The sequence below is a fragment of the Dactylosporangium sp. NPDC051541 genome, assembly GCF_044454505.1.
Classification (GTDB): Bacteria; Actinomycetota; Actinomycetes; order Mycobacteriales; family Micromonosporaceae; genus Dactylosporangium.
In genome coordinates this window covers 84808-109765 of record NZ_JBITDU010000016.1, presented here as the reverse complement: position 1 = coordinate 109765, position 24958 = coordinate 84808, and the positions used below count along the sequence as shown (strand labels likewise).

Annotated in this window: 24 protein-coding genes; 14 read left to right on the top strand and 10 right to left on the bottom strand. The window is 72.6% G+C overall.

Annotated features, from left to right (window positions below; genetic code table 11):
- Window positions 1-40 precede the first annotated feature (40 nt).
- Window positions 41-718, top strand: coding sequence for a hypothetical protein (locus ACIA8L_RS45540; protein WP_395914832.1), 678 nt, complete (start codon window positions 41-43; stop codon window positions 716-718).
- A gap of 276 nt (window positions 719-994) precedes the next feature.
- Here the strand turns inward: ACIA8L_RS45540 and ACIA8L_RS45535 are convergent, their stop codons facing one another.
- The 6 genes from ACIA8L_RS45535 to ACIA8L_RS45510 are packed head-to-tail and all read right to left on the bottom strand — an operon-like array spanning window position 995 to window position 5808.
- Entirely contained in the window at window positions 995-1942 is a 948-nt protein-coding gene (locus ACIA8L_RS45535; protein ID WP_395914830.1) for a hypothetical protein, read from the bottom strand.
- A gap of 46 nt (window positions 1943-1988) precedes the next feature.
- A complete protein-coding gene (locus tag ACIA8L_RS45530; RefSeq protein ID WP_395914829.1) occupies window positions 1989-2330 on the bottom strand; it encodes a hypothetical protein in 342 nt (113 codons plus the stop codon).
- Between the two features lie 29 nt (window positions 2331-2359).
- Entirely contained in the window at window positions 2360-2965 is a 606-nt protein-coding gene (locus ACIA8L_RS45525) for a low molecular weight phosphatase family protein (protein WP_395914828.1), read from the bottom strand.
- Window positions 2962-4035 (bottom strand): glycosyltransferase family 4 protein, encoded by a 1074-nt coding sequence (locus ACIA8L_RS45520; protein ID WP_395914826.1) that lies wholly within the window; start codon window positions 4033-4035, stop codon window positions 2962-2964. The genes ACIA8L_RS45525 and ACIA8L_RS45520 overlap by 4 nt, the downstream gene beginning before the upstream one ends.
- Window position 4036: 1 nt before the next feature.
- On the bottom strand, window positions 4037-4990 hold the full coding sequence (locus tag ACIA8L_RS45515; RefSeq protein ID WP_395914824.1) for an NAD-dependent epimerase/dehydratase family protein: 954 nt from the start codon (window positions 4988-4990) through the stop codon (window positions 4037-4039).
- Between the two features lie 47 nt (window positions 4991-5037).
- Window positions 5038-5808, bottom strand: coding sequence for a class I SAM-dependent methyltransferase (locus ACIA8L_RS45510; protein ID WP_395914822.1), 771 nt, complete (start codon window positions 5806-5808; stop codon window positions 5038-5040).
- A gap of 198 nt (window positions 5809-6006) precedes the next feature.
- Here ACIA8L_RS45510 and ACIA8L_RS45505 point away from each other — a divergent pair, with 198 nt between their 5' ends.
- From ACIA8L_RS45505 to ACIA8L_RS45475, 7 genes are all read left to right on the top strand, one after another.
- The gene (locus ACIA8L_RS45505; protein ID WP_395914820.1) at window positions 6007-6789 is read left to right on the top strand and encodes a class I SAM-dependent methyltransferase; all 783 of its coding nucleotides are present in this window, start codon (window positions 6007-6009) and stop codon (window positions 6787-6789) included.
- A 4-nt stretch (window positions 6790-6793) separates the two neighbouring features.
- Window positions 6794-7957, top strand: a complete 1164-nt coding sequence (locus ACIA8L_RS45500) for a glycosyltransferase family 4 protein (RefSeq protein ID WP_395914818.1) — start codon at window positions 6794-6796, stop codon at window positions 7955-7957.
- A gap of 182 nt (window positions 7958-8139) precedes the next feature.
- The gene (locus ACIA8L_RS45495; RefSeq protein ID WP_395914816.1) at window positions 8140-9333 is read left to right on the top strand and encodes a glycosyltransferase family 4 protein; all 1194 of its coding nucleotides are present in this window, start codon (window positions 8140-8142) and stop codon (window positions 9331-9333) included.
- Window positions 9326-10399 carry a glycosyltransferase gene (locus ACIA8L_RS45490; RefSeq protein WP_395914814.1) on the top strand — a complete coding sequence of 358 codons (1074 nt, stop codon included), beginning with the start codon at window positions 9326-9328 and terminating at the stop codon, window positions 10397-10399. The genes ACIA8L_RS45495 and ACIA8L_RS45490 overlap by 8 nt, the downstream gene beginning before the upstream one ends.
- The gene (locus ACIA8L_RS45485) at window positions 10392-11657 is read left to right on the top strand and encodes a hypothetical protein (protein WP_395914813.1); all 1266 of its coding nucleotides are present in this window, start codon (window positions 10392-10394) and stop codon (window positions 11655-11657) included. The genes ACIA8L_RS45490 and ACIA8L_RS45485 overlap by 8 nt, the downstream gene beginning before the upstream one ends.
- 192 nt (window positions 11658-11849) lie before the next feature.
- Window positions 11850-13175 (top strand): hypothetical protein, encoded by a 1326-nt coding sequence (locus tag ACIA8L_RS45480; protein ID WP_395914811.1) that lies wholly within the window; start codon window positions 11850-11852, stop codon window positions 13173-13175.
- Window positions 13172-13888, top strand: a complete 717-nt coding sequence (locus ACIA8L_RS45475) for an FkbM family methyltransferase (protein ID WP_395914809.1) — start codon at window positions 13172-13174, stop codon at window positions 13886-13888. The genes ACIA8L_RS45480 and ACIA8L_RS45475 overlap by 4 nt, the downstream gene beginning before the upstream one ends.
- 229 nt (window positions 13889-14117) lie before the next feature.
- On the opposite strand, the gene ACIA8L_RS45470 is transcribed toward ACIA8L_RS45475, so the two are convergent.
- Window positions 14118-15293, bottom strand: coding sequence for a glycosyltransferase (locus tag ACIA8L_RS45470; RefSeq protein WP_395914807.1), 1176 nt, complete (start codon window positions 15291-15293; stop codon window positions 14118-14120).
- A gap of 69 nt (window positions 15294-15362) precedes the next feature.
- On the opposite strand from ACIA8L_RS45470, the gene ACIA8L_RS45465 reads away from it, so the two are divergent.
- Entirely contained in the window at window positions 15363-16316 is a 954-nt protein-coding gene (locus tag ACIA8L_RS45465) for a class I SAM-dependent methyltransferase (RefSeq protein ID WP_395914805.1), read from the top strand.
- Here ACIA8L_RS45465 and ACIA8L_RS45460 read toward each other — a convergent pair.
- Entirely contained in the window at window positions 16288-17058 is a 771-nt protein-coding gene (locus ACIA8L_RS45460; protein WP_395914803.1) for a VOC family protein, read from the bottom strand. The genes ACIA8L_RS45465 and ACIA8L_RS45460 overlap by 29 nt on opposite strands.
- A 98-nt stretch (window positions 17059-17156) precedes the next feature.
- Between ACIA8L_RS45460 and ACIA8L_RS45455 the strand changes: the two genes are divergently transcribed.
- Window positions 17157-17732, top strand: a complete 576-nt coding sequence (locus ACIA8L_RS45455) for a GNAT family N-acetyltransferase (RefSeq protein ID WP_395914802.1) — start codon at window positions 17157-17159, stop codon at window positions 17730-17732.
- On the opposite strand, the gene ACIA8L_RS45450 is transcribed toward ACIA8L_RS45455, so the two are convergent.
- Window positions 17723-18277, bottom strand: a complete 555-nt coding sequence (locus ACIA8L_RS45450; RefSeq protein ID WP_395914801.1) for a DUF4240 domain-containing protein — start codon at window positions 18275-18277, stop codon at window positions 17723-17725. The genes ACIA8L_RS45455 and ACIA8L_RS45450 overlap by 10 nt on opposite strands.
- Window positions 18278-18388: 111 nt before the next feature.
- On the opposite strand from ACIA8L_RS45450, the gene ACIA8L_RS45445 reads away from it, so the two are divergent.
- Window positions 18389-19309 carry a hypothetical protein gene (locus ACIA8L_RS45445; protein ID WP_395914800.1) on the top strand — a complete coding sequence of 307 codons (921 nt, stop codon included), beginning with the start codon at window positions 18389-18391 and terminating at the stop codon, window positions 19307-19309.
- On the opposite strand, the gene ACIA8L_RS45440 is transcribed toward ACIA8L_RS45445, so the two are convergent.
- Complete coding sequence (locus ACIA8L_RS45440) at window positions 19279-20058, bottom strand: hypothetical protein (protein WP_395914798.1); 780 nt, start codon at window positions 20056-20058, stop codon at window positions 19279-19281. The genes ACIA8L_RS45445 and ACIA8L_RS45440 overlap by 31 nt on opposite strands.
- Window positions 20059-20146: 88 nt before the next feature.
- On the opposite strand from ACIA8L_RS45440, the gene glgX reads away from it, so the two are divergent.
- Genes glgX through ACIA8L_RS45425 form a run of 3 tightly spaced genes read left to right on the top strand, consistent with a single transcriptional unit; the run spans window position 20147 to window position 24949 of the window.
- A complete protein-coding gene (gene glgX, locus ACIA8L_RS45435; protein WP_395914796.1) occupies window positions 20147-22186 on the top strand; it encodes a glycogen debranching protein GlgX in 2040 nt (679 codons plus the stop codon).
- A 10-nt stretch (window positions 22187-22196) separates the two neighbouring features.
- Window positions 22197-24368: an AGE family epimerase/isomerase gene (locus ACIA8L_RS45430; protein ID WP_395914795.1), complete on the top strand. Its 2172-nt coding sequence runs from the start codon at window positions 22197-22199 to the stop codon at window positions 24366-24368.
- Entirely contained in the window at window positions 24365-24949 is a 585-nt protein-coding gene (locus ACIA8L_RS45425) for a DJ-1/PfpI family protein (RefSeq protein ID WP_395914794.1), read from the top strand. Before ACIA8L_RS45430 ends, ACIA8L_RS45425 begins: the two co-directional genes overlap by 4 nt.
- Window positions 24950-24958: the final 9 nt, after the last annotated feature.

The following is a 24958-nucleotide window of genomic DNA, read 5'->3' as shown; positions in this document are numbered from 1 at the left end:
GCGGGGTTGCACGGCCGCCGGAAAAAAGTAGGGTCGATACATGGTCGGCCCGGCCCGGGAGTGCTGGTTCTGCGGCGACGCCACCGCATCGCCACAGCACGAGCGCGTCGTCGGCCTGCACATCGACATCGATACCACGATGACCTGGACGCTGCGCATCCGCACCAGGTGGTACACCGGCAGTGTGCGCGTGCCCCGCTGCGCCCGCTGCCGCCGGGGCCACCGCCTCGAGCAGGCCCTGCCGCTGCTCGCCGTCGCCGCGTTCATCGCCTATGTCGCGAGCGGGCAGTTCGACGAGCTCCTCGGCATCACCCCGGCGGGCAGTACCGTGGGCCCGGCACTCTGGGCGGTGCCGGCCGCCCTGCCCGCCCTGGCCTGGATCGCCGCCCGGCGGGGGTGGCTGCGGTCGGTCGGGTTCGCCCCGCGGGGGCTCGCATACGGGCGCCGCTATCCGGAGGTCCGGCAGATGCGCGCCGACGGCTGGAAGTGGCGGTCGGGGCCGTTCCCCTCCGGGCTGCGCGACTGGGACCTGATCCAGGCCGCGAGCACCACCAGCCGGCCGCGGCGGATCATCGCGACCGTGGCCGCGCTGCTCGGGCTCGCCGCCGCGGTGGTGACGGTGGTGCTGTACTTCCAGGGCAGCGAGCTGGCCGCGGTAGCGATGGTGGCGGCCCTCCTGCTGTTCTTCCTCGCGTCACGCCTCAACCCCGAGCCGTGAGCACGACGAGCTGCGGGTTCGTCATGGCAACGCCACCTTGACGCCTCGAGAGAACGCCGAATCGTGGAGTTCGAGCTTCGTCAGCTTCACATCGGCGGCAACGTGGACAGGCCCTTCTCGCGTGGCGTCAAGGGCGGCGGAGCGACAAGCACGGCGACGAGGGCACGGATACGCATGGCAGTTTCGGCACGACCGCCGAGCCACCTACCACTTCGGACGGTGGCGGTCAGCCACCCGACATCGCGGATCACGCCGGGGTGCTCGGCCGGGTGCGGCTCAGACGGTTCGCTCGATTGCCTTGGCGAGGTCGGCGGATCCCTGGCGCAGGGCGGTGCCGGTCGGGGTGTCGAAGAGGATGCGGTGGCAGCCGTCCAGTTCGAAGTAGACCTCGCCGAGGGTGTTGTCGGGCCGGCGGATCAACGCGAAGCGGCTCGCGTGGGTCTGGCACGGGGCTGGCGCACCGGCGGCCAGGAGTTGTGCTCGGAGCGGGGTCCAGGTCGGCGCGGGGAGGGTGGCGCCGCGGTCGAAGTGGCCGGCGGGCTTGCCGGTGCCCTGCTCGGACGCCTGGACGGTGTACAGACACAGGCGGACCTCGCCCGTCGGGGCGTCCGGGGTGCCGGTGAACTGCTGGCCCATCGACGTCGTCGCGCCGACCATGTCGGCCCAGGTCGGTTCGCAGCCGGTGCTCGCCGCGGCCGAGGATTTGCGTTCGCCGATGACCGTGGTCGCCACCGTGGTCAGGGTCGCGTGTTCGATCGTGTCGCGGACCTCGATGCGCAGCTTGCCGCAGGCGTCGGCGGCGATGCCCGGGCGCAGCCAGCGGCCGGTCGCGTCGAGGACGGCGAACCACGGCACGCCGGGCAGGTCGGCGGTGCAGGCGCCGTCGGTCCGCGGGGCGTTGGGCAGCCTCAAGGCCCTGGTCAGGGCGTCGACATCGGTGCCGCGCCGCTCGAACTGGACCGCGTCCTCACGGCCGTCGGCCCGCACCTGGCTGCCCACGGAGCACACGACCAGCGCGGCCGGGGTGAAGTCGGCGGGGAGCCGGGGCAGGCCCAGCTCGACGGCCGGCTCGAACACGTCCGGATCGGCGGCCTGCGCGCACGACTGCCAAACAGCATGGATTTCGGGGGTACTGTCCGGAGCCGCGACCATCCCCGGCCCCGGCTTCGGCGCACAGGCGGCGACAGCGACGAGCACGAAGACGAGCAGCGCGACGGTTCGCATGCCCCTTCGACGCGGCCCGAGCCGAAGAGGTTCCCATGACCGTCCCTCAGTGCACCCAGGGCAGGTCGGCCGGCATGTCGTACGTCAGCGCGACCTCGAAGCCGGCGTCGCGCTGGACCGTGAACGTCAGGCCGAAGCGGGGCCGGCTGCCCTCGGCGACCATCGCGTCGCGCAGGTCCAGCAGTGTGCTGGTGAGCTCCTCCGACCACGGGTCGGCGAACTCGGCCCAGCGGCTGCTGTCCAGCGGGCCGTCGGCGCCGTCGAATCGCAGGCGCAGGCCGGTGTAGTGCTCGTCGACCTCGGCCTCGAACACCGAGCGCACCGCCTCCGGCGGGGACACCTTGCGGACGATGGCGACGATGGTGTCGAAATAGGGGTCGTCAGCCAACGAAGTCCACCAATGTATCGACCATGGTCTCAGGATACGGGGGGCTTCAGCAGGGCGTGCAGGCGGTCGGCCAGCGCGGTCAGCTCGTCGGCGCAGGAGTGGAACGCGGCCGCGGGGGCTCCGAGGGGGTCCGGGATGCCCTCGTCGCCGGGTGGCAGCGGGCGGACCGTGCCGCGTACGGCGACGGCCTCGGCCCGCAGCTGCTCGGCGCGGCGGGCCGGGTCGGTGGCGGGCGGCAGGGCGGCGGTGTCGACGTGGCCGGCGAGCCGGTGCCACTGCCGCAGGGTGAAGCAGCGCAGCAGGTGCGGCGGGGAGAGCTCGACGCAGCGGGCGCGGTGCTCCCGGCCGGCGGTGAGGACCAGGTCGGCCCGGGCCAGGTCGGGGCCGGTGAGGCGGCGGGCCCGGAAGCCGGCCGGGTCGGCGCCGCGGTCGGTGAGGGCCTGGGCGGCGAGGGGGTGCATGGCGGCGCCGGGCGTGGCGTGGGTGCCGGCGCTGGCCAGTTCGATGCGGTCGCCGAGCGGGTGCAGGGCCCGGCGCAGGAGCAGCTCGGCCATCGGGGAGCGGCACAGGTTGCCGGTGCAGACGAGCAGGATGCGGAACCGCTCGGGTGCGGCGTGCCGCGGCGTGTGCGTCATGTCCCGGCCAGCCGCCGGATGAACTCGGCGTACCGGTCGAGGTTCGCCTCCTGCTCGAAGCGCTTGACCACGTCGTCGCGGGCGGCCCGGCCCATCGCGGCGGCGCCGTCGGGGTCCCGCAGGAGGGCGACGATCGCGGCCGTCCACGCGGCCGGGTCGCCGGGTGGCAGGAGCCGTCCGGTGGCCGGGGTGACGATCTCGCGGTGGGCCGGGATGTCGGAGCACAGCACCGGCACCCCGCACGCCATGGCCTCCAGGACCGCGCGCGGGCGCCCCTCCGACCACGACGGGTGGGCCAGGCAGCGGGCGCTGGCGAGCAGGGCCGGCATCTCGTGCGGCGGGACGCGGCCGGCCAGCACGATGGAGCCGTCGCCGACGGGTGGCTTGAGCGGTCCGTCGCCGGCGATGACGAGCCGGGCGGCGGGTACCTGCTCCAGCACGCCGGGCCAGGCGCGGCACACGACGGCGTGGTTCTTGACCGGCAGCAGATTTCCGGCGATCAGGACAGTACACCCGCAAGCTTTGGCATCTGGACGGAAGCGTGAGGTGTCGACGCGACTGCCGATCGCCGCGACCGGGCCGGTGGCGAAGGGTGCGACGGCGGCGCGGAGGCCGTCGCTGACGACCCGCACGCCGGTGGCGCGGCGCAGGGCGGCCCGGGTGGCGGCGCCGAGGGTGTACCGCTTCAGCCGCGAACCGTATTCGGGGCCCGGCCGTACCACCTCGCCCTGCAGCTGGAACAGGTGCGGCAGGCGGCGCCGGGCGCTGGACAGTTCCACGGCGACGGCGGCGAGGGGGTCGCTGGACATGAGCACGGCGCCCGCCGCCGGGCTGACCCGGTCGACGACCCGCCGGGCCGCGGCCAGGTAGCGCAGCCGGTCCGGGGCCGCGAACCGGTGCAGGTACACGGGGTCGCGCTCGAGCGGGCCGGCCGGTACCCCGGCCGACGGGACGACGATGTCGTAGCGGCCCCCGAGCCGGGCGGCGAGGCCGCGGGCGGTGTCGAGGACCGGGTCGTCGTCGCCGAGCGGGCTGGAGCCGACGACGACGACGGAGACCGCGGCCGGCACGTCAGGCGACGGCGAGCGGGCGGTACGCGGGCCGCGCCCGGACCCATCCGGCGGTCGCCGCGAGCCCCTCCTCCATCGGCACCGGCACCACGTCCGGGAACAGTTCGCGCAGCCGTGCGGTGTCGGCCTGGGTGTCGCGGGCGTCGCCGGGCCGCGACGGCTGGTGCTCCAGCTCAACCTGGACGCCGAGCGCGGCGCCGACCCGGGCGGCCAGGTCGAGGACGGAGACGCGGGTGCCGAACGCGAGGTTGACCGGTGTCGGTGAGGTGACCCGGCGCAGGACCGCCTCGGTGAGGACCCGCACGACGCTGCCGACGAACGTGAAGTCGCGGGTCTGCCGGCCGTCGCCGTGGATGCGCAGCGGCTCGCCGCGCAGGGCGGCGTCCATGAAGGACGGTACGACGGCGGCGTAGGCGTGACCGAGGGCCTGCAGCGGCCCGTAGACGTTGAAGAACCGGAAGGCGAGCGCGGGCAGCTGGTAGGCGGCACCGTAGGCGGTGACGTAGCCCTCGGCGGCGAGCTTGCTGGCCGCGTAGGGGCTGAGCGGGGCGGTGGCCAGATCCTCGCGCTTCGGCAGGATCGGGTTGCCGCCGTAGACCGACGACGAGGACGCGGCGACGACGTGGGTGCCGCGGCGGCGGCAGGCCTCGAGGAGGTACACGGTGCCGGTGACGTTGGCGTCGTGGGCGGCGACCGGCTCGGCCATCGAGCGCGGCACGGACGAGCGGGCGCCGAGGTGCACGACGCTGTCCACACCGGACACGACGTCGTCGAGCAGCGGCCGGTCCAGCAGCGAGCCCTCGACGAACTCGGCGGCGACGCCGTCGAGGTTGTCCAATGTGGAGGTGCTGAGGTTGTCGAGCACGACGACGCGGCTCACGCCGGGGTGGGCGGCGAGCTCCCGGCAGAGGTTCGCTCCGATGAATCCGGCTCCGCCGGTGACGAGGACTCGCACGTACAGCACCCTTCACATGAAGTGTCTTACCGAATACGGAGCGTAACTCACGCGCCGACGACGCCGAGGTACTTGCCCTCGAACCAGAACACCCCGACGTCGGACCGGCCCGCCACCAGCTCCGCGAAGAACAGGTCGTCGTTGATGTCGTCCATGACCACGACCGCGTTCGGGGCCAGGGCCGGGCCAACGCGGCGCATGCACTCGGCCCGGGCCCCGCGGCGCTTGTCCGAGTCGTAGTGCAGCAACTGCGGGCGGGTGCCGTCGCGGGCCAGGCCGGCCAGGATCGGGCCGAGGTTGCGGCGGTCCCCGCGCACGTGCAGCGTCCACCGTGGATAGAGGTACGGCGGGACGAGGCAACCGATGTGCCGCTCGGGCTCCTCGTGCCGGAACACCGGGAAGTCGCTGGAGTACAGGTGCCCGCCGCCGTTCTCGTCGAGCGCGGCCAGCATCGCCCGGCTCGACCAGCCCGCGCCGACCCCGGTCTCCAGGACGACCTCGGGGCGGTGCCGGCGGACCAGGAAGTGCAGCAGCGGGTAGCAGCCGCCCCCGCCGAGGTGGATGCCGGCGGCGCGCAGGGCGTCGGCGCGCGGCTGGGCGTCCTCACGCATGCGGGCCGCGAACTGCAGCGACGCGTCCCACAGGTCCGGGTCCCGGGCCCGGCACCACCCGTCGAGGTCCTCGGCGTGCCGCTCGGCCCACCGCCGGCCCGCGTCGCGCTCGCGCTCCCCGTAACGGCCGGCGAGGTACACCTTCCGCGCCATCTCCGAGAAATAGCCCGGCCGCAGCGCGTTGCGGGCGATGGTTCCGACTCCCATGGGCGCCGAGCATATGCCGCAAATGCCAACTTTTCCGGCGAATTTGCACTAAGAAGGAGACACCGAGCTGTCCTGGCTGGCTTGCGAAATCGGGCTTGTCGGTGGAGGCCGGTTCGGCGGCTGGGACTGCCTTGCGGTGCGAGCCTCGTCGGTGGTGTGCAGTTCGGCCGGTGGCGGCTTTCGGGAGGGAACTCAAAGATGCGGCGAGTCGAGACCGTGCGGCGGTGGCTGCGGCACGCCGGGCCGGGCCGGACGGCCTCCGTGCTCGGCGGCTACCTCGCCGTGCGGGCGCTCGGTACCGGCATCCGCCGCCACGTCGCCCCGGCGATCGGCGACTTCACCGCCAGCGGCGGCCCCATCGTCACCGCAGCCGGGGACCTGCTGCGGGCGTTGGGGTTCAGCGCCGACCGGGTGGCGTCGGTCCTGGCGGAGTATCCGGCCGTCGCCGACCGTCTCGCCGAGCGGTACGCGGCCGTCGAGCTGTACTACCCGCGCACCCACGGCGTCGAGGCCGAGACCGGCGCCGCGCTCTACGGCCTGACCCGGCTCCTGGCCCCGGCCCGGGTCGCCGAGACCGGGGTCGCCGACGGCCGCTCCTCCTACGTCATCCTGGCCGCGCTGACCCGCAACGGCACCGGGACACTGCACAGCTTCGACGTCAACGACACCGCCGGGCGCCTCGTCGGCCATCATCCGCAGTGGCGGCTGACCATCCTGGACCGGCGCGCCCCGGACCGGGCCCTGCGCCGCGAACTCGCCGCGCTCGGGCCGCTCGAGCTGTTCTTCCACGACAGCGATCACATGTACTTGAGTCAGCTGTTCGAATACGACGAAGTCTGGCCGCACCTGGTCGCGGGCGGGGTGCTCGCGAGCGACGACGTCGACGACAGCCGCGCGTTTCTGGACTTCTGCGCGCAGCGTGCACGGCGCCCGGCGTTCCTGTTCGACCACCGCAAGATCGTCGGGGCGGCCCGTGTCTGAAGCTGTGCACGTTTCCAGGCCGCGGCTGGTGTACGTGGTGCCGCACCTGTCGCCGTCCGAGCACTTCGCGCACGTCCCGGCACTGCTGGCGGAGCTCGGTTCGCACATGGACGTGGCCCTGGCCGTCGAGCGGGGTACGCCACCGGCGGAGCTGCCCGGCGTCCGGACCGTGCACCGGGTCGGGGGCTGGGGGCGGTTCGGACGGCTCGGGCGGCTGCTCGGCACGGCGCTGACGATCCGCCGGTGCGCCCGGGACGGGTACGACACCTATTTCCTGCGGTATTCGCCGCTGTTCCTGATCGCGCTCATCCTGACCCGGCCGCTGTACCGGCACCGGACCCTGCTGTGGCGCAGCGGCCTGCCCGACGTGCGCCCGCCCGGCACCCGGCTGCGGCTGCGGGACCGGGCCGGGGCGGCGGTGAACGCGCTCACCGTGCCATTCGTGCAGGGCTTCGTGACCGGCCCGGAGGCGATGCTGCCGCTGATGGCCGTTCGCTGGAAGGTGCCCGGGCACAAGATGCGGCTGCTGTACAACGACGTCGACGCGGGCCGTTTCGCGCCGCTGTCGCCGCAGGCGCGGGCGGCGGCCAGGCGGCGGCTGGGCTGGGCCGGCGACGAGTTCGTGCTGCTGTTCGTGCATCGGCTGTCGTACCGCAAGGGCGCACGTCTGCTCGCCCCGCTCTACGATGCCGTGACCGCTGGCGCGGACAGCGCCGGGCCCACTGTGCGTTTGGCGGTCGCCGGGGACGGGCCTGATCGTTCGCTCATCGAGCAGCAGGCGGCCGTGCGCGAACGCATGCAGGTGCTCGGCGCGGTGCCCAATCGCGAGCTGCCGGCCGTGTACGGCGCCGCGGACTGTGTCGTCATGCCCAGCTACGAGGAGGGCTTCGCGCGGGTGCTGCTCGAGTCCATGGCGTGCGCGGTCCCGGTGGTCACCACCGACGCGGGCGGCTGCGCGGATGTCGTCGGGCCGGACTATCCGCACATCGTCGCCGTCGGCGACCTGCCCGGTTTCGTCGCCGCCGTGCAGACCGTCATGTCCACCCGGGCCGATGACCGCGCAGCGCTCGGGGCCCGCATGCGCGAACGGGCACAGTCCAAGTTCTCACCGCGGCACATCGCACACATGCTCACCGCGATCGTCCAAGCCGAACGGGAGCGCGCATGAGCACCGCCCAGGAACGCGCATGAGCGAATGTGCACAGTGCAGATTCTCACCGCAGCGGATCGCGCACATGCTCACCGCGATCGTCCCGGCCGAACGGGAGCGCGTATGAGCACCGTCGTCCGGGGCGCGCGCATCAGCATCGTGCGGGGCGTGCGCATGAGCACCGTCGGCCGGGAGCGGGCATGAGGATTGTGCGGGTCAGTTACCGGGTGCCGCCGATGCCGGGCGGGCTCGAGCGGCATGTCGAGATGCTCACGCGTGAGCAGCTCGCGCGGGGGCATCAGGTCACGGTCGGGTTCCGCCACGGCGAGCCGGTGGCCGGCGCCGAGGTCCTCGCGCTCGCCTCGACGCCGCGGTCGCGGGCCCTCGCCGGGCGTTCGGCGGTGCTCGCGTTCGGTGCCGAGGTCGCGCACACCCTGCGCCGGCCCGAGCCGGCCGACCTGGTCCACCTGCACGGCGACTACCTCGACGCGGCCCAGATCGGGCCCGCCTGCCGCCGCCTCGGGGTGCCGCTCGTCCTCACCGTGCACGGTGCGCTCAACCTGCGCCACCGCGGTCTGGCCCGGTGGGCGCTGCGGTACGTCGACGCGTTCGTCGCCCTGGGCGCCCGGCCCACCGCCGACCTGCTCACGCTGGGCGTGGACCCGGACGCGATCCTGACCACGTCCAGCGGCGTCGACCTCACCGCGATCCCACCGGCGCCGGCCGCGGCACCGGACGGAATCCTCACCACGTCCGGCGGCGTCGACCTCAGCACAACCCCATCAGCGGCGGCCGGGGCGGACCGGGCGGCGGTCACGGCTCCGGCGGTCGAGCCCGGGCTCATCGTCAGTGTCGGCGCGCTCGACCCGGTGAAAGGCCACGACACCGTCATCGACGCCGTCCGCCGCCTGCGGGTCTCGAGGCCCGACGCGCACCTGGTCATCGTCGGCGACGGGCCGCTGCGCGAGGTCCTCGGGCGCCATGACTTCGTCACCCTCACCGGGCCGCTGCCCCGTGCGGAGATCTACGCGCTGCTGCACCGGGCCGAGGCGTTCGTCCTCGGGTCCCGGCGACTGCCCGGCAAGGGTGAGGGCGTCCCGACCGCGGCGTTGGAGGCGCTCGCGTGCGGTACCCCCGTCGTGCTCTCCACCGAGGCCACCCTCGAACCGGTGATTCCGGCCGAGGCGTATCGGACCTTTCCCGTCGGTGACGCGGACGCCCTCGCGGCCGTCCTGGGATCGCTGCCCGGCGGACGGAACGAGGTCGGGCGGGCGGCTGTGCGGGCGCGGGCGTGGCCGCTGGTGGCCGGCGAGATCGAGGACTGGTACGGCACCGCGTTCCGCCGCTGCGTGCGTCGGGGGGTGTTCGGCCATCGGCTCCCTGCACGTGTGTGAGGTCACGAAGACGCTCGATCTCGGCGGGGTCGAGACCCTGCTCGCCGAGCGGCTGCTGCGGGCACCGGGGCGGCGCACCCGGTACACCGTCGTCTGCCTGCGCCCGGCCGTCGGGCCGCTCGCCGAACGGATTCGCGCGGCGGGGCTGCACGTTGTGGACGTCAGTGCGGGGGCGCGTGCGTTGCTGTACACCCGGCTGATCCAGACTGTCCGGGAACTGCGCCCGGACGTCGTCAACCTGCACTCGCCGATCCCGGCCGTCGCGCTGCGGCTCACCGTCGGGCTGCGCCGGCCCCGGCCCGTGCTGCTGTCCACTGTGCACAGTACCCGCTACCGCCGCCCGACGATGCTGCTGGACCGGCTCACCCGCCGGCTCGACGACCACACCGTCGCCGTCAGCCCGGTGGTCGCCCGCTCGGCCACCGTGCACGGGGCGCGGGCCGTTTCCACTCGTGTGCACGGCGTGGACCTGGCCGCGCAGCGCGCGTTCGCCGCCGACGCGGCCGCCATCCGGGCCGAGCACGGCGTCGGCGCGGACGACTTCGTCGTCGTGCACGTGGCGAACTTCCGGGCCCAGAAGAACCACCACGCGCTGATCCGGGCCGCGGCCCGGGTGACCGCGGCGAACCCGGCGGTCCGGTTCCTGCTCGCCGGGGCCGGCCCGCTGCAGCCGGTCGTCGCGGCCGAGCTGCGGCTGCACCGGCTCGGTGACCGCGTCCGGCTCCTCGGCCCGGTCCCCCGCGCGGCCCGCCTGATCGCCGCCGCCGACCTGCTCGTCCTCGCCTCGCACTACGAGGGCCTGCCGGTCGTCGTGATGGAGGCCCTCGCCGCCGGGGTCCCGGTGGTGTCCACGGCCGTCGGCGGCATCGCCGACCTCGTCGTGTCCGGCCACAATGGAATCCTCGTCCCGCCCGGCTCACCGGCCGACCTCGCGAGCGCGATCCTGGCCGCGGCCGAGCCCGGGATGTACCGGCGGCTGCGCGAAGGTGCACAACAGAGCGCCGGGCACGTCGACATCGCGCGGACCGCGGAGTGGTTCGAGGAGCTGTACGCGAGCCATGCCTGAGCTGCTGCTGCGCCGGGAGCTGGGCGTCTTCGCGTCGATGGCGTTCACCACGCAGGCCGAGGCGGTGCTGTCGGTCGCGGGCGCGGTCGTGCTCGTGCGGTGCGCGGGTGCGGAGGAGGCCGGGCGGGTGTTTTTCGCGCAGGCTGTCGCCGGGGTCTGGGCGTTGTTGTGCGATCCGCGCACCGACGACATCGCGCTGCGGTACGTGCCCGTCTACCAGAGCGAGGGGCGTGGGTACGGTACCGCCCTGCTCGATCGGCTGCTGCGGCTCGACCTCGCCGTCACCGCCGCCGGGCTCCTGACCGGGGCGGTGCTCGCGCTCCTGGCCCGCGCGGCCGGCTGGACCGACCCCCACCAGGCCGTCCTGATCCTCCTGGCGATCCTGGCCGCCGTGGTCCGCTCCCCCGCCGGCCTCGCCGGTGTCGGCCTGTCGCTGCTCGGCGAGCTCCCGCGGCTGGCCCGGCTGCGCCTGGCCGCGGCCGGTGGGACCGCGCTGGTGTCGGTGGCCGCGCTGCTGCTCGCCGGCCCGGCCGCCTACCTGGTCGCCACCGCTGCGGCCGCCGCGCTGTCCGGGTGCGTGCTGCTGTTCGTGACCCGGCGCCGCCTCGCCGCGGCGTTCGGCCCGCCCGTCCCCCGGCCCGGCCCGGCGCCGACGGGCATGGTCCGGTTCGCGGTGCAGAGCTCGGCCGCGGCGACCGCGGCGACCGGCGCCGACCAGGGGGTCCTCGCCCTGGCCGGGGTTCTCGGCGGGCCGGTGCTCGTGACCACCCTGAAGATCGGCCTCGCCCCCGGCCGTCTGCTGCTCAACGTGGCCGGGCCGATCGGCCCGCAACTGTATTCGCGAATGGCCGCCGCCGTCATGGCCCGTGAATTCGGCGAGCTGCGCCGCGACTTGTGGCGGGCCAGCGCGTTCCTGGCCGCGGGGGGCGCCGTCGTGGTCGCGGTCGCGGTTCCGTGTACGGGCACGGTGCTCGGTTGGGTCTACGGCTCGTCATTCGCGAATCTCGCTCCGCTCGTGCTCGTCCTGCTGGCCGCGGCCGCCGTCCGGGCCGTCGTCGTGTGGTCCAAGGCGCTGCCGCTGGTGCTGGGCCGGCCCGCCCTGCGACTGGCCGCGGTGACGGCCGACGGGGTGTTGCTGCTCGGCGCGCTGTACGCCACGGGCACGGCGGCGGGGTTCGCCTGGGCTGCCCTCGCGGTCGCCGCCCTCGGCACGACCCTGTGGCTCACGGCTCTGCCCCACCTGCTGGAGACCGCATGACGACGGCGCCCAGGTCCGCCTGGGCCACCCTCACGGTCGCCGCCCTCGGCACCACCCCGTGGCTCACCGCGCTGCCCCGCCTGCTGGAGACCGCATGACGACGGCGCCCAGGTCCGCCTGGGCCGCCCTCACGGTCGCCGCGCGCAGCACGACCCTGTGGCTCACCGCTCTGCCCCACCTGCTGGAGACCGCATGACGCTCGCCGAAAACATTCGGGTCGACCCGATCACCGCGCTGCGCACCGGTGGCGGCATCGCGCTCGGCATTGTCTCGACCGTCATCGGCCGGCCCTACGGCGTGCCGGTCGACCTGGTGGTCCTGCTCGCGGCGCTCACGCTCGCACCGCTCGACCTGCTGCCGATCGTGGTTGTCACGCTCATCCGCCGCCACGACACCGTGCTCGGCCCGCTCACCTTGAGCGACCTGGCCGCGATCGTGTACCTCGCCCGCCTCGTCGGCAGCCGCCGGATCCTCGGCGTGCACGCCACCGCGTCCCGGATCGTCCTGGCCCTGTTCTTCCTGTGGACGGTGCTCGTCACGCTCACCGGCCTCGGCCAGCAGTCGACGATCGGCTGGCTGGCCGTGTACGCCTGCCTCGGCGTCATGCTCACCTACGCACCCGGCGGCAAGCGCTGGCTGCACATCGGTGTCCTCGGGCTGGCCGCCGTCGAGCTGCTGCTGTACGTCCCGCAGTTCCCGGCCCGGTTCTTCGGCCGGTACGTGAACGATCCCGCGCACATGGGGTTCCTGCTCGTATGCGCGCTCGTCATCGTGTCCATGTCCGAATGGTCACGGCGGCTGCGCCGGGTGCTCGTCGCCGTGCTCGTGTTCGGGATCTTGTGCACGTTCACGCGCTCGGTCTGGTTCTCGCTCGCCTGCGTCACGGTCGCCGCCGTGCTCCCGCGCCGCTGGTGGGTCCCGATCGCGCTGCCGCCGGTACTGGCCGGGCTGCTCCTGCCGCTGCTGTCGTTCGTCACCCAGTCGTTCCACCTGTCCACCGAATCGGCCGACATCCGCCTCGCCGGATTCGCCGCGGGCCTGGCCGACTTTCGCGAAAACATGCTGACCGGCCAGGGGTGGGCCGCGGCCGCCGCCGCCCGGGCCCGCGGCATCAGCGGCGTCTCCCAGCTGCCGGTGTACGACCTCTGGATCTACCTCGGCAGTGCCGTCGGACTCGTCGGTCTGGTGCTGTTCCTGGTGTACTGCGGCCTGCTCGGCCGGGAGTCGCTGACGGACCCGGTCGCATATCTCGGCCTGACCGGCGCGCTCGGCATGTCGCTGACCGAGATGCCGCTGTATGCAGGTTCGCTCATCGCGGTCCTGATGTTCACGATGCCGACCGCCCGCCCACGCCCGCCCGCCCATCAGGCGATCGACCACACTGAGCACACGGGCGGCCGCATCCGTCAAGCAGACAGCCGTACGCAGCACACGGGCGGCCGCACCCCCCGCTCGGGCCCGCACTTCGCCCGGCACCATCGCCGAGCGCCGTACTACCGCACCGGAGCGCGGGCATGAAACTCTTCCTCGACGTCGGGGCGCATCACGGGCAGACGGCGGACATCGCACTGGACCCGCGATGGGGCTTCGACACCGTCCACGCGTTCGAGCCCGCCTCGTCGTGCCAGAACATTCTGCGGGGGTACCGTCACCGCCGTCTCCACATCCACAAGTTCGCGCTGTCGAACCGATCCGGGCGCACCGCTCTCTTCGGCGCCGGCCTCCTCGGCGCCAGCGTCTACGCCGACAAGCGCCGGCTCGACCCGGCCGGCGCCGGCCTCGAGGACATCGACCTGCGCTCGGCCGCGGCCTGGTTCCTGTCCCACCTCAGCCCCGACGACGACATCTACCTGAAGCTCAACTGCGCGGGCAGTGAGTGCGACGTCCTCGAGGACCTGCTCGACGCCGGGCTCGCCGGCTGGGTTCGCGCCGTCTACGTGGACTTCGACGTGCGCGGGATCCCGTCGCAGGCGCACCGGCAGGCGGCGATCGAGGAGCGGCTCCGCGCCGCCGGGGTCCGCTACAGCACGCCCGCCGACACGCCGGGGGTGGCGGCGTGGCTGGAGCGGCACTGTGTCCGGTCGCGCCTCGGTTTGACGGCGGTGCGTTACCACCTCGGACTGCACCGCCCGCTGTACGCCTGGCAACGCTCGATCGCCCACGCCACCCTCCCGCCGCCCCTGTTCCGCTGGGCGGCGACCCGCTTCGGCGCGATGTCACGGACCCGCTGAGCCCAACCGCGACCGCCCACGAACAAAGCCCGCGCTCCCAGCCGCAGCGTGTTGCCGACCAAAGTTCGAAGTTGACGAACAAAGTTCGCGCAGACGACAGCAGCGTGTCGACGAACAAAGTTCGAGATTGACGAACAAAGCTCCACATGGACGAACAAAGTTCGCGCTAACCGCAGTGGAGTGTTGCCAAACAAAGCTCGACGTTGACGAACAAAGTTCGATCACGAGGTCATGGAGCTGCTGAGACCGCCCGGTGCTCGGGCCACCAGCCGCGTTCGACGGCGAGCTCGGAGTACAGCCGGTCGATCCCCGACACCAGCCGGCCCGGTCCGAAAGCATTCGCGGCGTGCTCGGCGGCCTGGCGGCCGAGGCGCTCCCGGAGCGACCCGTCGCGCAGCAGGCGGATCGTGGCGGCGGCGAGGGGTTCGGCGTCGGGCGGGGTGAGCAGGCCGGTCCGGTTGTCGCACACCACTTCGTCCACACTGCCGACACGCGTCGCGACGGCTGGGCGGCCGGCCAGGGCGGCCTCGATGAGCGATACGGGCGTGCCCTCGTTGTCCGACGTGAGCAGCACGACGTCGGCCGCGGCGTACACGGTGTGCACATCCGCGCGCCAGCCCGTGAACCGCACGGCATCGCCCAGATCCGTGGCCGCGGCCCGGGTCTCGGCGAGCCGGTCACCGGCCCCGCACACCACGAACGTCGTCTCCGGCACGGCCGCCCGCACAATCCGGGCCGCGGCCAGGAACCGGTCCGGGCGTTTGATGCCGGTGACGCGCCCGACGTACGCGACGACCGGCCCGTCGTCCGGCAGGCCGAGCTCGCGGCGGGCCGCGGCCCGGTCCGGCAACGTGGGCAGGACGGTGCCGGGGGCGATCACCCGGTACTGCCGCGTCACGCCGACCCCGGCGGCCAGGAGGTCGTCGCGCACCTGTGCGCCGACGCTCACCAGGCGCTGCGTCCGGCGTGCGAGGGCGCTCTCGACCGCGGTCATGACGCGGGTCGCGCGGGCCGAGAAGTACCCGTGCAGGAGGTGGCCGTGGAAGGTGTGCACGCGCACGGGCACGCCGGCGGCGACCGCGGCGAGGCGGCCGAGCACGCCCGCCTTCGCGGTGTGCGTGTGGACGATGTGCGGCCGGAACTCGCGCATGTGCGCGAACAGTTTCGCGAATGCGTAGGCGTCGCCGCCCGGGCCGATGCGGCGGCCGAGGGTGGGGATCCGGTGCACGGGCAGCTCGGGGGCGAACAGGGCCTGGTAGTCGGCCTCGTCCTCGCCGACGTGGCCGGTGCAGAGCCGCTGCTCGTACCGGTCCGGGTCGAGGTGCCGGTGCAGCGTGGTGACCTGCATGGAAGGGCCGCCGACGTTCATTCGCGTCAGCACGCGCAGGATTCGCAACCGCCGCACCGCAGCCCCTCCGACCTATCCGTTATTTCGGTATATTGCAGCCTATTACCGGTTGAAGGGATCGCACCCGTGAACGCCGCCGCCCGCATCGCCGATCGCGTCGCCGACCTGCTGCGCTGCCATGTCTGCGCGGCGCCGCTCGACATTCGCGAAACCAGCGCCCGGTGTGCGAATGACCACGTCCTGCCGTGGCGCGACGGCTACCTGGACGCCTCCAGCGCCGTCACCGACCCGGCGCAGGCGCGCACCCTCGACAGCTTCGGCTACGAGTGGACGACATTCGACGCCGAACGCCCCGAGGACGAGGCGTTCTGGCAGCGCTACGTGGCCGACCTGGACCTGTCCGAACTGGACGGTCGGGTCGGCGCGGACATCGGCTGCGGCAAGGCGCGATACACCCGGTACACGGCCCGGCACCTGCGTGCCCTGGTCGCGCTCGACGGCTCGGACGCGGTCACCGCAGCCGTCCACCACCTGCGCGACTCCCCCGGCACCGTGGTCGTGCGGGCCCAGATCGACGCGATGCCCCTGGCCCCGGCGAGCTTCGGGTTCGTGTCCTGCCTCGGCGTGCTGCACCACCTCCCGGACCCGCGGGCCGGCTTCGAGCGGGTCGCCGAGCTGCTCGCGCCCGGCGGCCTGCTGCTCGTCTACCTGTACAGCCGGCCGGCGGGCCGCGGCCTGCGCCGGGCCGCCCTCGCCGCCGCGACCGCCGCCCGCCGGGTCACCGTCCAGCTCCCGTTCGGGCTGCTCCGCGGGCTGTGCGCACCGCTGTCGGCGCTGCTGTACGCGACCTTCGTCCTGCCCGCGCGCGTGCCGGGACTGCGTGGCCTGCCGCTGGCCTTCTACCGCGGCCGGCCGGTGCGCAGCCTGTGGCTCGACACGTTCGACCGGCTGAGCGCGCCGATCGAAAACCGGTACACCTGGAAAGAGCTTGAACCGTGGTTCACGGCCGCCGGTCTGCGGGTCGAGCACGTGCGGGAGGAGAGCGGCCTGTTCATCGTGGCTCGCCGGCCGCGGCCGTGAACCGGTCGGCCGGATGGGCGCAGAACTCGTTGCCCTCGGGGTCGGCGAGCTCCCAGACCCGGTCCGGGCCCGCCCCGGACTCGCCGAGCAGGATCGCACCGGCCGTGACGAGCCGCGCCGTGTCCGTGTGGCTCAGCTCGACGTGCCAGCGCATCCGGTTGCGGCCGCACTTGGGCTCCGGCACCCGCTCGAACACCAGGTAGTCCCACGGGATCGCGTTCGTGCCGGTCACGGCCGCGGCGTCGCCCTCCTCCTCGACCCGCCCGCCGAGCAGCGCCGCCCACCAGTACGCCTGGGCGTGCGCGTCCCGGCTGTCGACGACGAGCTCGAACATGCCCACCGTGCGGTCCGGCCCGGACGGGTAGGCGCAGAACGCGTTGCCCTCCGGGTCGGCCAGGACGTACCAGGGGTCGACGCCGGGGCTGCGCAGGACCCGCGCCCCGGCCCGCAGCAGCGCGACCGGCGTCTCGCAGCCGAGGCGGACGTCGATGTGGACCCGGGTCTTCCCGGCCCGCGGCCGTTCGACCGCGTTGATCCAGATCATCTCGGTGACGGCGTCGCGCCGCGACGTGTCCACCCGCCACCGGTCCGGCCCGGTCTCGACCATCCGCCCCCGCAGCGCCGCCGCCCAGAAACTCCCGACCGTCTCGACGTCGACCGCGTCGAGCGTCACCCCCACGAACCGGCTCGCCGCCCCGCCCGCCGGGGGCAGGGCCCCGGTCTCGACCGCTTTCGTCGTCATGTCCGCTCCTCCAGGGTCCGTTGGCAACGCGGCCCGGCAGCTTCCCCACCACCGTCGCGGAAAACATTTGTTCCACGTCCGGGGCGTAAGGTCAGGCGGTGACCGACTTCGAGGTCAAGGCCCTCGACGCGGCGACGTGGGACGGCTTCGCCGAGCTCGTCGCCGCCCACAACGGCGTGTTCGGCGGCTGCTGGTGCATGGGCTTCCACGCGGAGGGCGTCGGCCGGGGCCACACGCCCGCGGGCAACCGCGCCGCCAAGGAGGCCCGGGTCCGGTCCGGCGACGCCCACGCCGCCCTGGTGTACGACGGCGAGTCCTGCGTCGGCTGGTGCCAGTACGGCCCGACGGAGGAACTGCCCCGGATCAAGCGCCGCCAGGCCTACGAGCAGGCCGAGGTCGCGCCACCGGACTGGCGCGTCACGTGCTTCTTCGTCGCCCGCACCCACCGCCGCCAGGGCGTCGCCGACGCGGCCCTGGCCGGCGCCCTCGACCTGATCGCAGCCGCGGGCGGCGGGGTCGTGGAGAGCTACCCGGAGGAGGTCGTCGACCGCACGGTGGCCGCGGCGTTCCTGCACAACGGCACGGTGGCCCTGTTCGAACGGCACGGCTTCACCCGCGACCGCCGCATCGGCAAACACCACTGGGTCGTCCGCCGCGCGATTGATCAGAGGTAGACGGCGGCCAGGCGTGGGAGGCGGGCGCGGACCTCGCGGGCGTCGTCGAAGTCCCAGCCGGCGCCCAGCGGCGGGCGGGTGAACGTGCCGGCGGGCTGGTCGGCGCGGGCGGCCTTGAGGGCCGCGTAGAAGTCCTCGTCGTCGTCGAACGCGGCCACCCCGACGCCGAGCATCGACTCGCACTCGAGGTAGTCGTCCTCGGGGTCGACGCCCAGGTCGGCCAGGGTGTCCGGGGCCTGCAGGGCCCGCTCCCAGGCCTCGCGGCCCTGCACGACCAGCCAGCCCCGGAAGTAGTCGAAGGCGTCGTCGGAGCAGCCGCCCTTCATCAGGTAGGCCGCGCCCCACAGGGCCCAGTCGTAGGACTCGGCCATGAGCAGGTCGTACCGCAGGGTGAACGCCACCGCCGCGTCCGGGCCGAGCTCCGCCAGCCGCGCCCCGACCCGCTCGGCCACCTCCTCGGCGTAGTCGCCGTCGCGGGTGTCCTCGACCCCGGTCCGCGCGCCGCCGACGACCGCCCAGAACTCGTCGCGCTCCATGATGCCCATGCCGCGCATCCTGCCACGCCAGCGATGAGCGATGAGCGGTGAGCGGTGAGCGATGAGCCGTGCCCCTGCGTGATCTGTGCCCGGGCGGGGGTCTTGTAGGCTTCCGGAACCATGGAGCCGTTTCCGCTGCCGCCCTGTGAGCCCGGTGGGCCGGATCTGCGTGCCGTGGCGGAGTCGGTCTCGGCGTGGGCGGCGTCGGCGGCGATGGGCGGGCTGGTCGCTGAGTTCGGGGGCGCCGGTGTGCGAAGCCTCGACGAGCTGGCCGAGTTCTCCAAGGTGTGGGACTACCGGGCCGGGGTGAAGGAGCGCTTCGACGCCGACCGGATCGACTTCGAGCCGGAGCGCGACGCCCGGGTCCGGGCGCTCATGCACGGGATCGGCATGGGCGGTGCACCGAAACCGGCACACGGGCGGTACGACCACATCCTGGTGCTCGGCGGCGGGATTCGGGTCGCGCTCGGGCGGACCGACTATACGGCGCGGCTGCTCGCCGGCGGGCTGCGACGCGGGTCGCTGACCGGGCTCGGCAGTTTGCGGTATCGGGACGACCGGGAGTTCCGCGAAGGTGCGCGGCTCGGGCTCGGGCCGGTCGAGACCGAGGCCGACATGATGGCCGAGGCGTTCAAGAAGTTCTTCCCCCTCGACCACGGCACGACGAGTGCGCACCACCGGTCGTGGGATGGCGACATCCATGTGCTGGCGGCGCCGAGCACGCGGCCCGGGCTTCGGGCCAACACCGCCGACACCCTGACCGGTTGGGCCGAGCTGGTGCACACACCGTCCAACGAGGACCGGCTGCTGCTGGTGACCAACTCGCCGTACGTGCGCCACCAGCACTGTGACGCCATCCGGCTGCTCGGCGGCCGCTACGGGTGCGGGGTGGAGACGGTCGGCTACGACGAGGCCGCCAACCTCGAGTGGGGGCGGGCGCTCAGCACGACCGAGCTGCTGCAGGAGGTGCGCTCGTCGATCCTGGCCATGCGCAACCTCGCCAACCACGCTCAGGACAGCGCCTCGACGACCGTGCGGTAGGCGTCGGTGCCGACCGAGAACGCGCCGTAGTACGGGAAGTTCATCTCCACCACCAGATACAGGTTCGTGGCGATGACCGCCGACGCGAGCGCGAGCAGGATGCGGCGCACGGCCGAGTCCTCCAGGCCGAACAGCGGGCACAGCGCCAGCAGGGCCAGGGTCGCGGCGAGGACGCCGATCCACATCACGGGGCTCATCTGCCGGTCGACGGCCTCGGACTTGGCCGACTGCCGCAGTGCCTCGGCCTGGCCGATCGTGCGCAGGGCGTCGGTGATGTAGGCCTTCTGTGCCTCGGTCGTCGCCGGCAGGCCGCCGACGAACGACGTCAGCTCGTCGAGGTCTTTGACGCGGCGCGGGTCCGGGTCGGAGTTGCGGTGCGCCGGCCAGCCGGCGATGATGTCGCGTTCGTACCGCACGATCCGCGCCCGCACCGCCTGCTGGACGTCCGCACCGAACACCGCGCTGCCCGGCACGAGCGGGGTGAGCGCCACCGCCTCGGCCCGCACGGTGTCCTGCGCGTCCTTGTAGCCCTCCCACAGCGACACGACGCACAGTCCGATGACGATCGCGTAGGCGACGCCGACGGTCGCCACGATGACGCCGGTGACCTCGTTGTGCCGCTTGAGCCGCCGATGCGACAGCCGCTGGTGCACGAACACGTCGAAGACCAGGGTCAGCGCGGGCAGCCCGGCGATCAGGACCAGCCCCACCAGCCACGCCGGGACGTCCCGGACCAGCCACAACTCCACGCGCTCCCACGGTAGTCGGCGCCGGGTGCGGCGCGAGCAGAACGCGCGATCCGCTCACCGTCAGTCACGGGCTTGCTACGGTCGCGCCATGACCTCGCAGGCCCTTGACCAGCCGGTTTACACGCTGGAATCCGGACGGTCGCACCCGTTCGGGGCGCGATGCGACGCCGACGGCGTGAACTTCGCACTCTTCTCCGAGCACGCCACCGCGGTCGAGCTCCTGCTGTTCGACTCGTTCGACGACGAACAACCCGCACACGTGTTCGCCCTGGACCCGCGGGACAACCGCAGCTTCGCCACCTGGCACTGCTACGTGCGCGGGCTGCGGGCGCCGGCCTGCTACGGCTACCGCGTGCACGGACCCGACACACCCGGACACCGCTTCGACCCGGGCAAGGTCCTGCTCGACCCGTACACGAAAGGGGTCGTCCGCTCGCGCTGGGACCGCGCGGCGGCGTGCCGGCCCGGCGACAACACGGCCACGTCGATGCGGTCGGTCGCGCTCGACGTGGACTCCTACGACTGGCGAGGCGACCGCCCGCTCAACCGGCCGCTGGCCGACCAGGTCATCTACGAGCTGCACGTCGGCGGCTTCACCCGCTCGCCGAGCGCCACGGTCAGCCGCCCGGGCACGTTCACCGCCGTCACCGAGAAGATCCCGCACCTGGTCCGGCTCGGTGTCACCGCGGTCGAGCTGATGCCGGTCGCCGATTTCGACGCCTCCCAGGCCGGGAACTTCTGGGGGTACAGCACCGCGGCCTTCTTCGCCCCGCACGCCGGATACTGCGCGCACCCCGGCGGCGGCGCCCGCCTCGACGAGTTCCGGGACATGGTGCGGGCCCTGCACAGCGCCGGCATCGAGGTGTACCTGGACGTGGTCTTCAACCACACCGACGAGGGCAACCAGCTCGGGCCGCTGTTCAGCTTCGCCGGCCTGGACAACGCGAACTACTACTACCTCGACCCGGCCGACCCGCGGCACTACGACGACTACTCCGGCTGCGGCAACACGCTGATGGCCAACCATCCGATCGTCACGAAACTCATCAAGGACTGCCTCGAGTTCTGGGTCCGGGACATGCACGTCGACGGGTTCCGCTTCGACGAGGCCGCCGTGCTGACCCGCGGGGCCGGCGGTGCCGTGCTCGACGAGCCGCCGGTCGTGTGGCAGATCGAGCTGTCCGAGACCCTCGCCGACACCAAGATCATCGCCGAGGCCTGGGACGCCGCCGGCGCCTACGAGGTCGGGCGCTATCCCGGGTACCGCTGGGCCGAATGGAACGGCAAGTTCCGTGACACCATGCGGCGCTTCGTCCGCGGCGACGCGGGCCTGGTCGGTGAGGTCGCCGATCGGCTCGGCGGGAGCGCGTCGCTGTACCAAGGCCGCGGTCATGCTCCTGGCAACAGCATCAACTTCATCACCTGTCACGACGGGTTCACCCTCGCGGACCTGGTCTCGTACAACACGAAGCACAACGAGGCCAACGGTGAGCACAACCGCGACGGCAACGACGACAACATGTCGTGGAACTGCGGGGCCGAGGGGCCGACAGACGACCCGGCCGTGCTCGCCCTGCGTGAACAGCAGATGAAGAACCTGGCGACCCTGCTCATGCTCGCCCGTGGGGTGCCGATGGTGCTCGCAGGCGACGAGTTCGCCCGCACCCAGCAGGGCAACAACAACGCCTACTGCCAGGACAACCCGATCGGCTGGGTCAACTGGCACTTCGCCGGGCTCAACGCCGGCCTGCTGCGCTTCTGGCGCGGCCTGATCGCCTTCCGGGCGCGCCACGCGACGCTGCGCGCCGACGAGTTCTACACGCCGGACGAGGTCGCCTGGCACGGCGTCGAGCTCGGCGCCCCGAACTGGTCCGACCCGCAGGCCCGGGCCCTCGCGTGCACGATCCGCGGCCGCGCGGGCGGGCCGGATCTGCACGTGCTGATGAACATGTACTGGGAGCCCCTGGACTTCCAGCTCCCCGCCGACGGCCGCCGCTGGGTCCGCGCCGTCGACACCGCCCGGCCCGCGGGCGACGACCTGCGCGACGAAGGGGCCGAACCGGCCGTCGACGGTCCCAACTACACCGCGCAGGGCCGCAGTATCGCCGTGCTCCAATCCCACGCCTAGGAGTGCCACCGTGCCCAACGCCATCGACTTCACGTTCTCCGACCTCATCGCCGGCTACGTCATCAGCTACGACGAGGGCGGCCGCACCATCGAGCTCAACACCTCCGACGGCCGCCCGTTCCGCATCCGGCTGACCGACACGACGACGGCGGAGCTGGTGCGCAACCTGGGCGACGGGTACCTCGACGCGACCGCACAACTGGCCAAGATGCTGCAGCACGGCCGGCTCGTGCACGTGTACGGCATCTTCTACCCCGGCGACGCCGGCAACGGCGAGACCGCGTTCGAGGCCAAGCACCTGCTCATGTTCGGCAAGGAGCCCGACGAGTTCCGGTTTTCCTCGCCCGGCTGGTGGGTCGACCAGATCGGGAAGATCGCCGACTTCTACCTCGACGAGGAGTTCGGGCCGGGCGCGACGGGGTCTGGTTCGGGTGGGTCGGAGGCACAGTTCGACTACCGCGGGTATCGCACGGATCTGTCCATGGAGGGCACGAAGGCGACCGTCGCACGGCAGGAGACGGACACCATCTCGCGACTGGTGTACGGGCTGGCGACCGCGTACATGATGACCGGTCGTGAGCGTTACCTGCGCGCGGCGAACGCGGGCGCGCAGTACATGGTCGACAACCTGTGCAGCATCGACCGCAGCCAGCAGATCGCGTACTGGTATCACGCGCTCGTGCTCAACCCGGACGGCACCGAGCGCAAGATCTTCGCCTCCGAGTCCGGCGACGACTTCGACGCCATCCCGTGCTACGAGCAGATCTACGCCCTGGCCGGCATCACGCAGGTGTACCGCATCACCGGCGACCCGAAGCTGCGCGAGATCATCGACCTGACCGTGAACCTGTTCCAGCACTACTTCAGGGACAACGAGCGGCGCGGCTACTACTCGCACATCGACCCGGTCACGTTCGATCCGCACAGCCCGTCGCTCGACGACGGCACGCGCACGAACCGTGACCGCAAGAACTGGAACTCGATCGGCGACCACATCCCGGCGTACCTGATCAACCTGTACCTGTGCACGAACGAACAGCGCTACGCGGACGAGCTCGCCGATCTGTGCAACCTGATCACGGAGCACTTCCAGGACTACGACAGCAGCCCGTTCGTGCAGGAGAAGTTCCACGGCGACTGGAGCCCGGACCGCGAATACGGCCAGCAGCTCGACCGGGCCATCGTCGGGCACAACCTGAAGATCGCGTGGAACCTGACCCGGGTCAACAACCTGCGCCCCAACGCCGACTGGGTCGCGTTCGCCCGCCGCATCGCCGACCTGATGCCGGGCGTGGGCATGGACCGGCAGCGCGGCGGCTGGTACGACATGGTCGAGCGGCACACGCGGCCCGGCGAGCAGTTCCACCGCCTGGTCTGGCACGACCGCAAGGCGTGGTGGCAGCAGGAGCAGGGCATCCTCGCCTACCAGATCCTCGACGCCGTGTTCGCGCACCCGTTCTACGCCAAGTACGCCCGGGAGAGCGCGGCGTTCTACAACGGCTGGATGCTCGACACGACGGCCGGCGGTGTCTACTTCAACGTGCTCGCCAACGGCAACCCGTTCATGCTCGGCGGCGAGCGCAGCAAGGGCTCGCACTCGATGGCGATGTACCACAGCGCCGAACTGTGCTTCCTCTCCGCCGTCTACCAGAACCTGGAGACCGAGGAGCAGCCCCTGGAGCTGTACTTCATGCCGAAGCCGGGCGCGTTCGGCGGCACACTGCGGGTCGCGCCGGACCTGCTGCCGCCGAAGGCCGTGCGGATCACGCAGGTCTGGGTCGACGGCCACGAGCACGCGGACTTCGACGCCGAGGCGATGACCGTGAACCTGCCGCACAGCACCGAGCCGCAGACGGTCCGGGTGCGCCTGGCCGCCGCGTCGGTGGCGTTCAGCGCCGACACCGTGCGCATCGGCGACGGTACCGCCCTCATCCGGCTGTCCGGATCGCTCACCCCGCCCCGGCTCGGCATTCTGCGGGAGGCCGTGGAGGGCGGCCTCGACCACGGCTCCCGGCGCATCGAGCTCGACGCCGCCGGCCTGGTCTACCTGGACGCGGAGGCGACCCGCTACCTGGCGATGCTCAAGCAGCAGCGCGACTTCGAGCTGCGCGTCACCGGCGCGGCCGGGCAGGTCGAGCGGGAACTGCGCGACAGCGAGCTGAACCAGGAGCTGGTCCGGTGAGGCTGGCCGGGCATCGCATCGCGGTCCTCATCGAGAGCGACTTCTACGAGCACGAGATCTGGTACTACTCCTACCGTTTCCCGGAGGAGGGTGCGGAGGTGCACTTCCTGAGCCGGCTGTGGGGCCAGTCGCAGCTGACGTTCACCGGGCACGAGTACAAGGCGCCGTTCGTGTGCGAGCGATCGTTCGAGAACATGGACGACGCCGCACTGCGCGCATACTCAGCGGTGATCGTGCCGAGCGCGTTCGTTTCGGACCGGCTGCGGTACAGCGAGAACCTGGCCGACCTGCCGCCCGCGACCCGGTTCCTGCAGCGGGCGTTCGCCGAACCCACCATCGTGAAGGGCATCATCTGCCACGGCCTGTGGCTGCTGTCCCGGACCCCGGAGCTGGTCCGCGGCCGCGAGGTGACGTGCCACCCGAACCTCTACGGCGACGCGCTGAACATGGGCGCGCGCTACGTCGACCGGGACGTCGTCGTCGACGGCGACCTGGTCACCGGGCGCACCGGCGCGCAGGCCGGACTGTTCGCCCGGGCCGTCATCGACCGGGTCGCGGCCGCGGTCCCGGCGCACGTCTGAGAGGGGGCG

Coding starts and splice junctions, on each gene's coding strand:
- ACIA8L_RS45540 (WP_395914832.1), top strand. CDS start 41: ATGGTCGGCCCGGCCCGGGAGTGCTGGTTCTGCGGCGACGCCACCGCA.
- ACIA8L_RS45535 (WP_395914830.1), bottom strand. CDS start 1,942: ATGCGAACCGTCGCGCTGCTCGTCTTCGTGCTCGTCGCTGTCGCCGCC.
- ACIA8L_RS45525 (WP_395914828.1), bottom strand. CDS start 2,965: ATGACGCACACGCCGCGGCACGCCGCACCCGAGCGGTTCCGCATCCTG.
- ACIA8L_RS45510 (WP_395914822.1), bottom strand. CDS start 5,808: ATGGGAGTCGGAACCATCGCCCGCAACGCGCTGCGGCCGGGCTATTTC.
- ACIA8L_RS45505 (WP_395914820.1), top strand. CDS start 6,007: ATGCGGCGAGTCGAGACCGTGCGGCGGTGGCTGCGGCACGCCGGGCCG.
- ACIA8L_RS45495 (WP_395914816.1), top strand. CDS start 8,140: ATGAGGATTGTGCGGGTCAGTTACCGGGTGCCGCCGATGCCGGGCGGG.
- ACIA8L_RS45485 (WP_395914813.1), top strand. CDS start 10,392: ATGCCTGAGCTGCTGCTGCGCCGGGAGCTGGGCGTCTTCGCGTCGATG.
- ACIA8L_RS45480 (WP_395914811.1), top strand. CDS start 11,850: ATGACGCTCGCCGAAAACATTCGGGTCGACCCGATCACCGCGCTGCGC.
- ACIA8L_RS45475 (WP_395914809.1), top strand. CDS start 13,172: ATGAAACTCTTCCTCGACGTCGGGGCGCATCACGGGCAGACGGCGGAC.
- ACIA8L_RS45460 (WP_395914803.1), bottom strand. CDS start 17,058: ATGACGACGAAAGCGGTCGAGACCGGGGCCCTGCCCCCGGCGGGCGGG.
- ACIA8L_RS45450 (WP_395914801.1), bottom strand. CDS start 18,277: ATGGGCATCATGGAGCGCGACGAGTTCTGGGCGGTCGTCGGCGGCGCG.
- ACIA8L_RS45445 (WP_395914800.1), top strand. CDS start 18,389: ATGGAGCCGTTTCCGCTGCCGCCCTGTGAGCCCGGTGGGCCGGATCTG.
- glgX (WP_395914796.1), top strand. CDS start 20,147: ATGACCTCGCAGGCCCTTGACCAGCCGGTTTACACGCTGGAATCCGGA.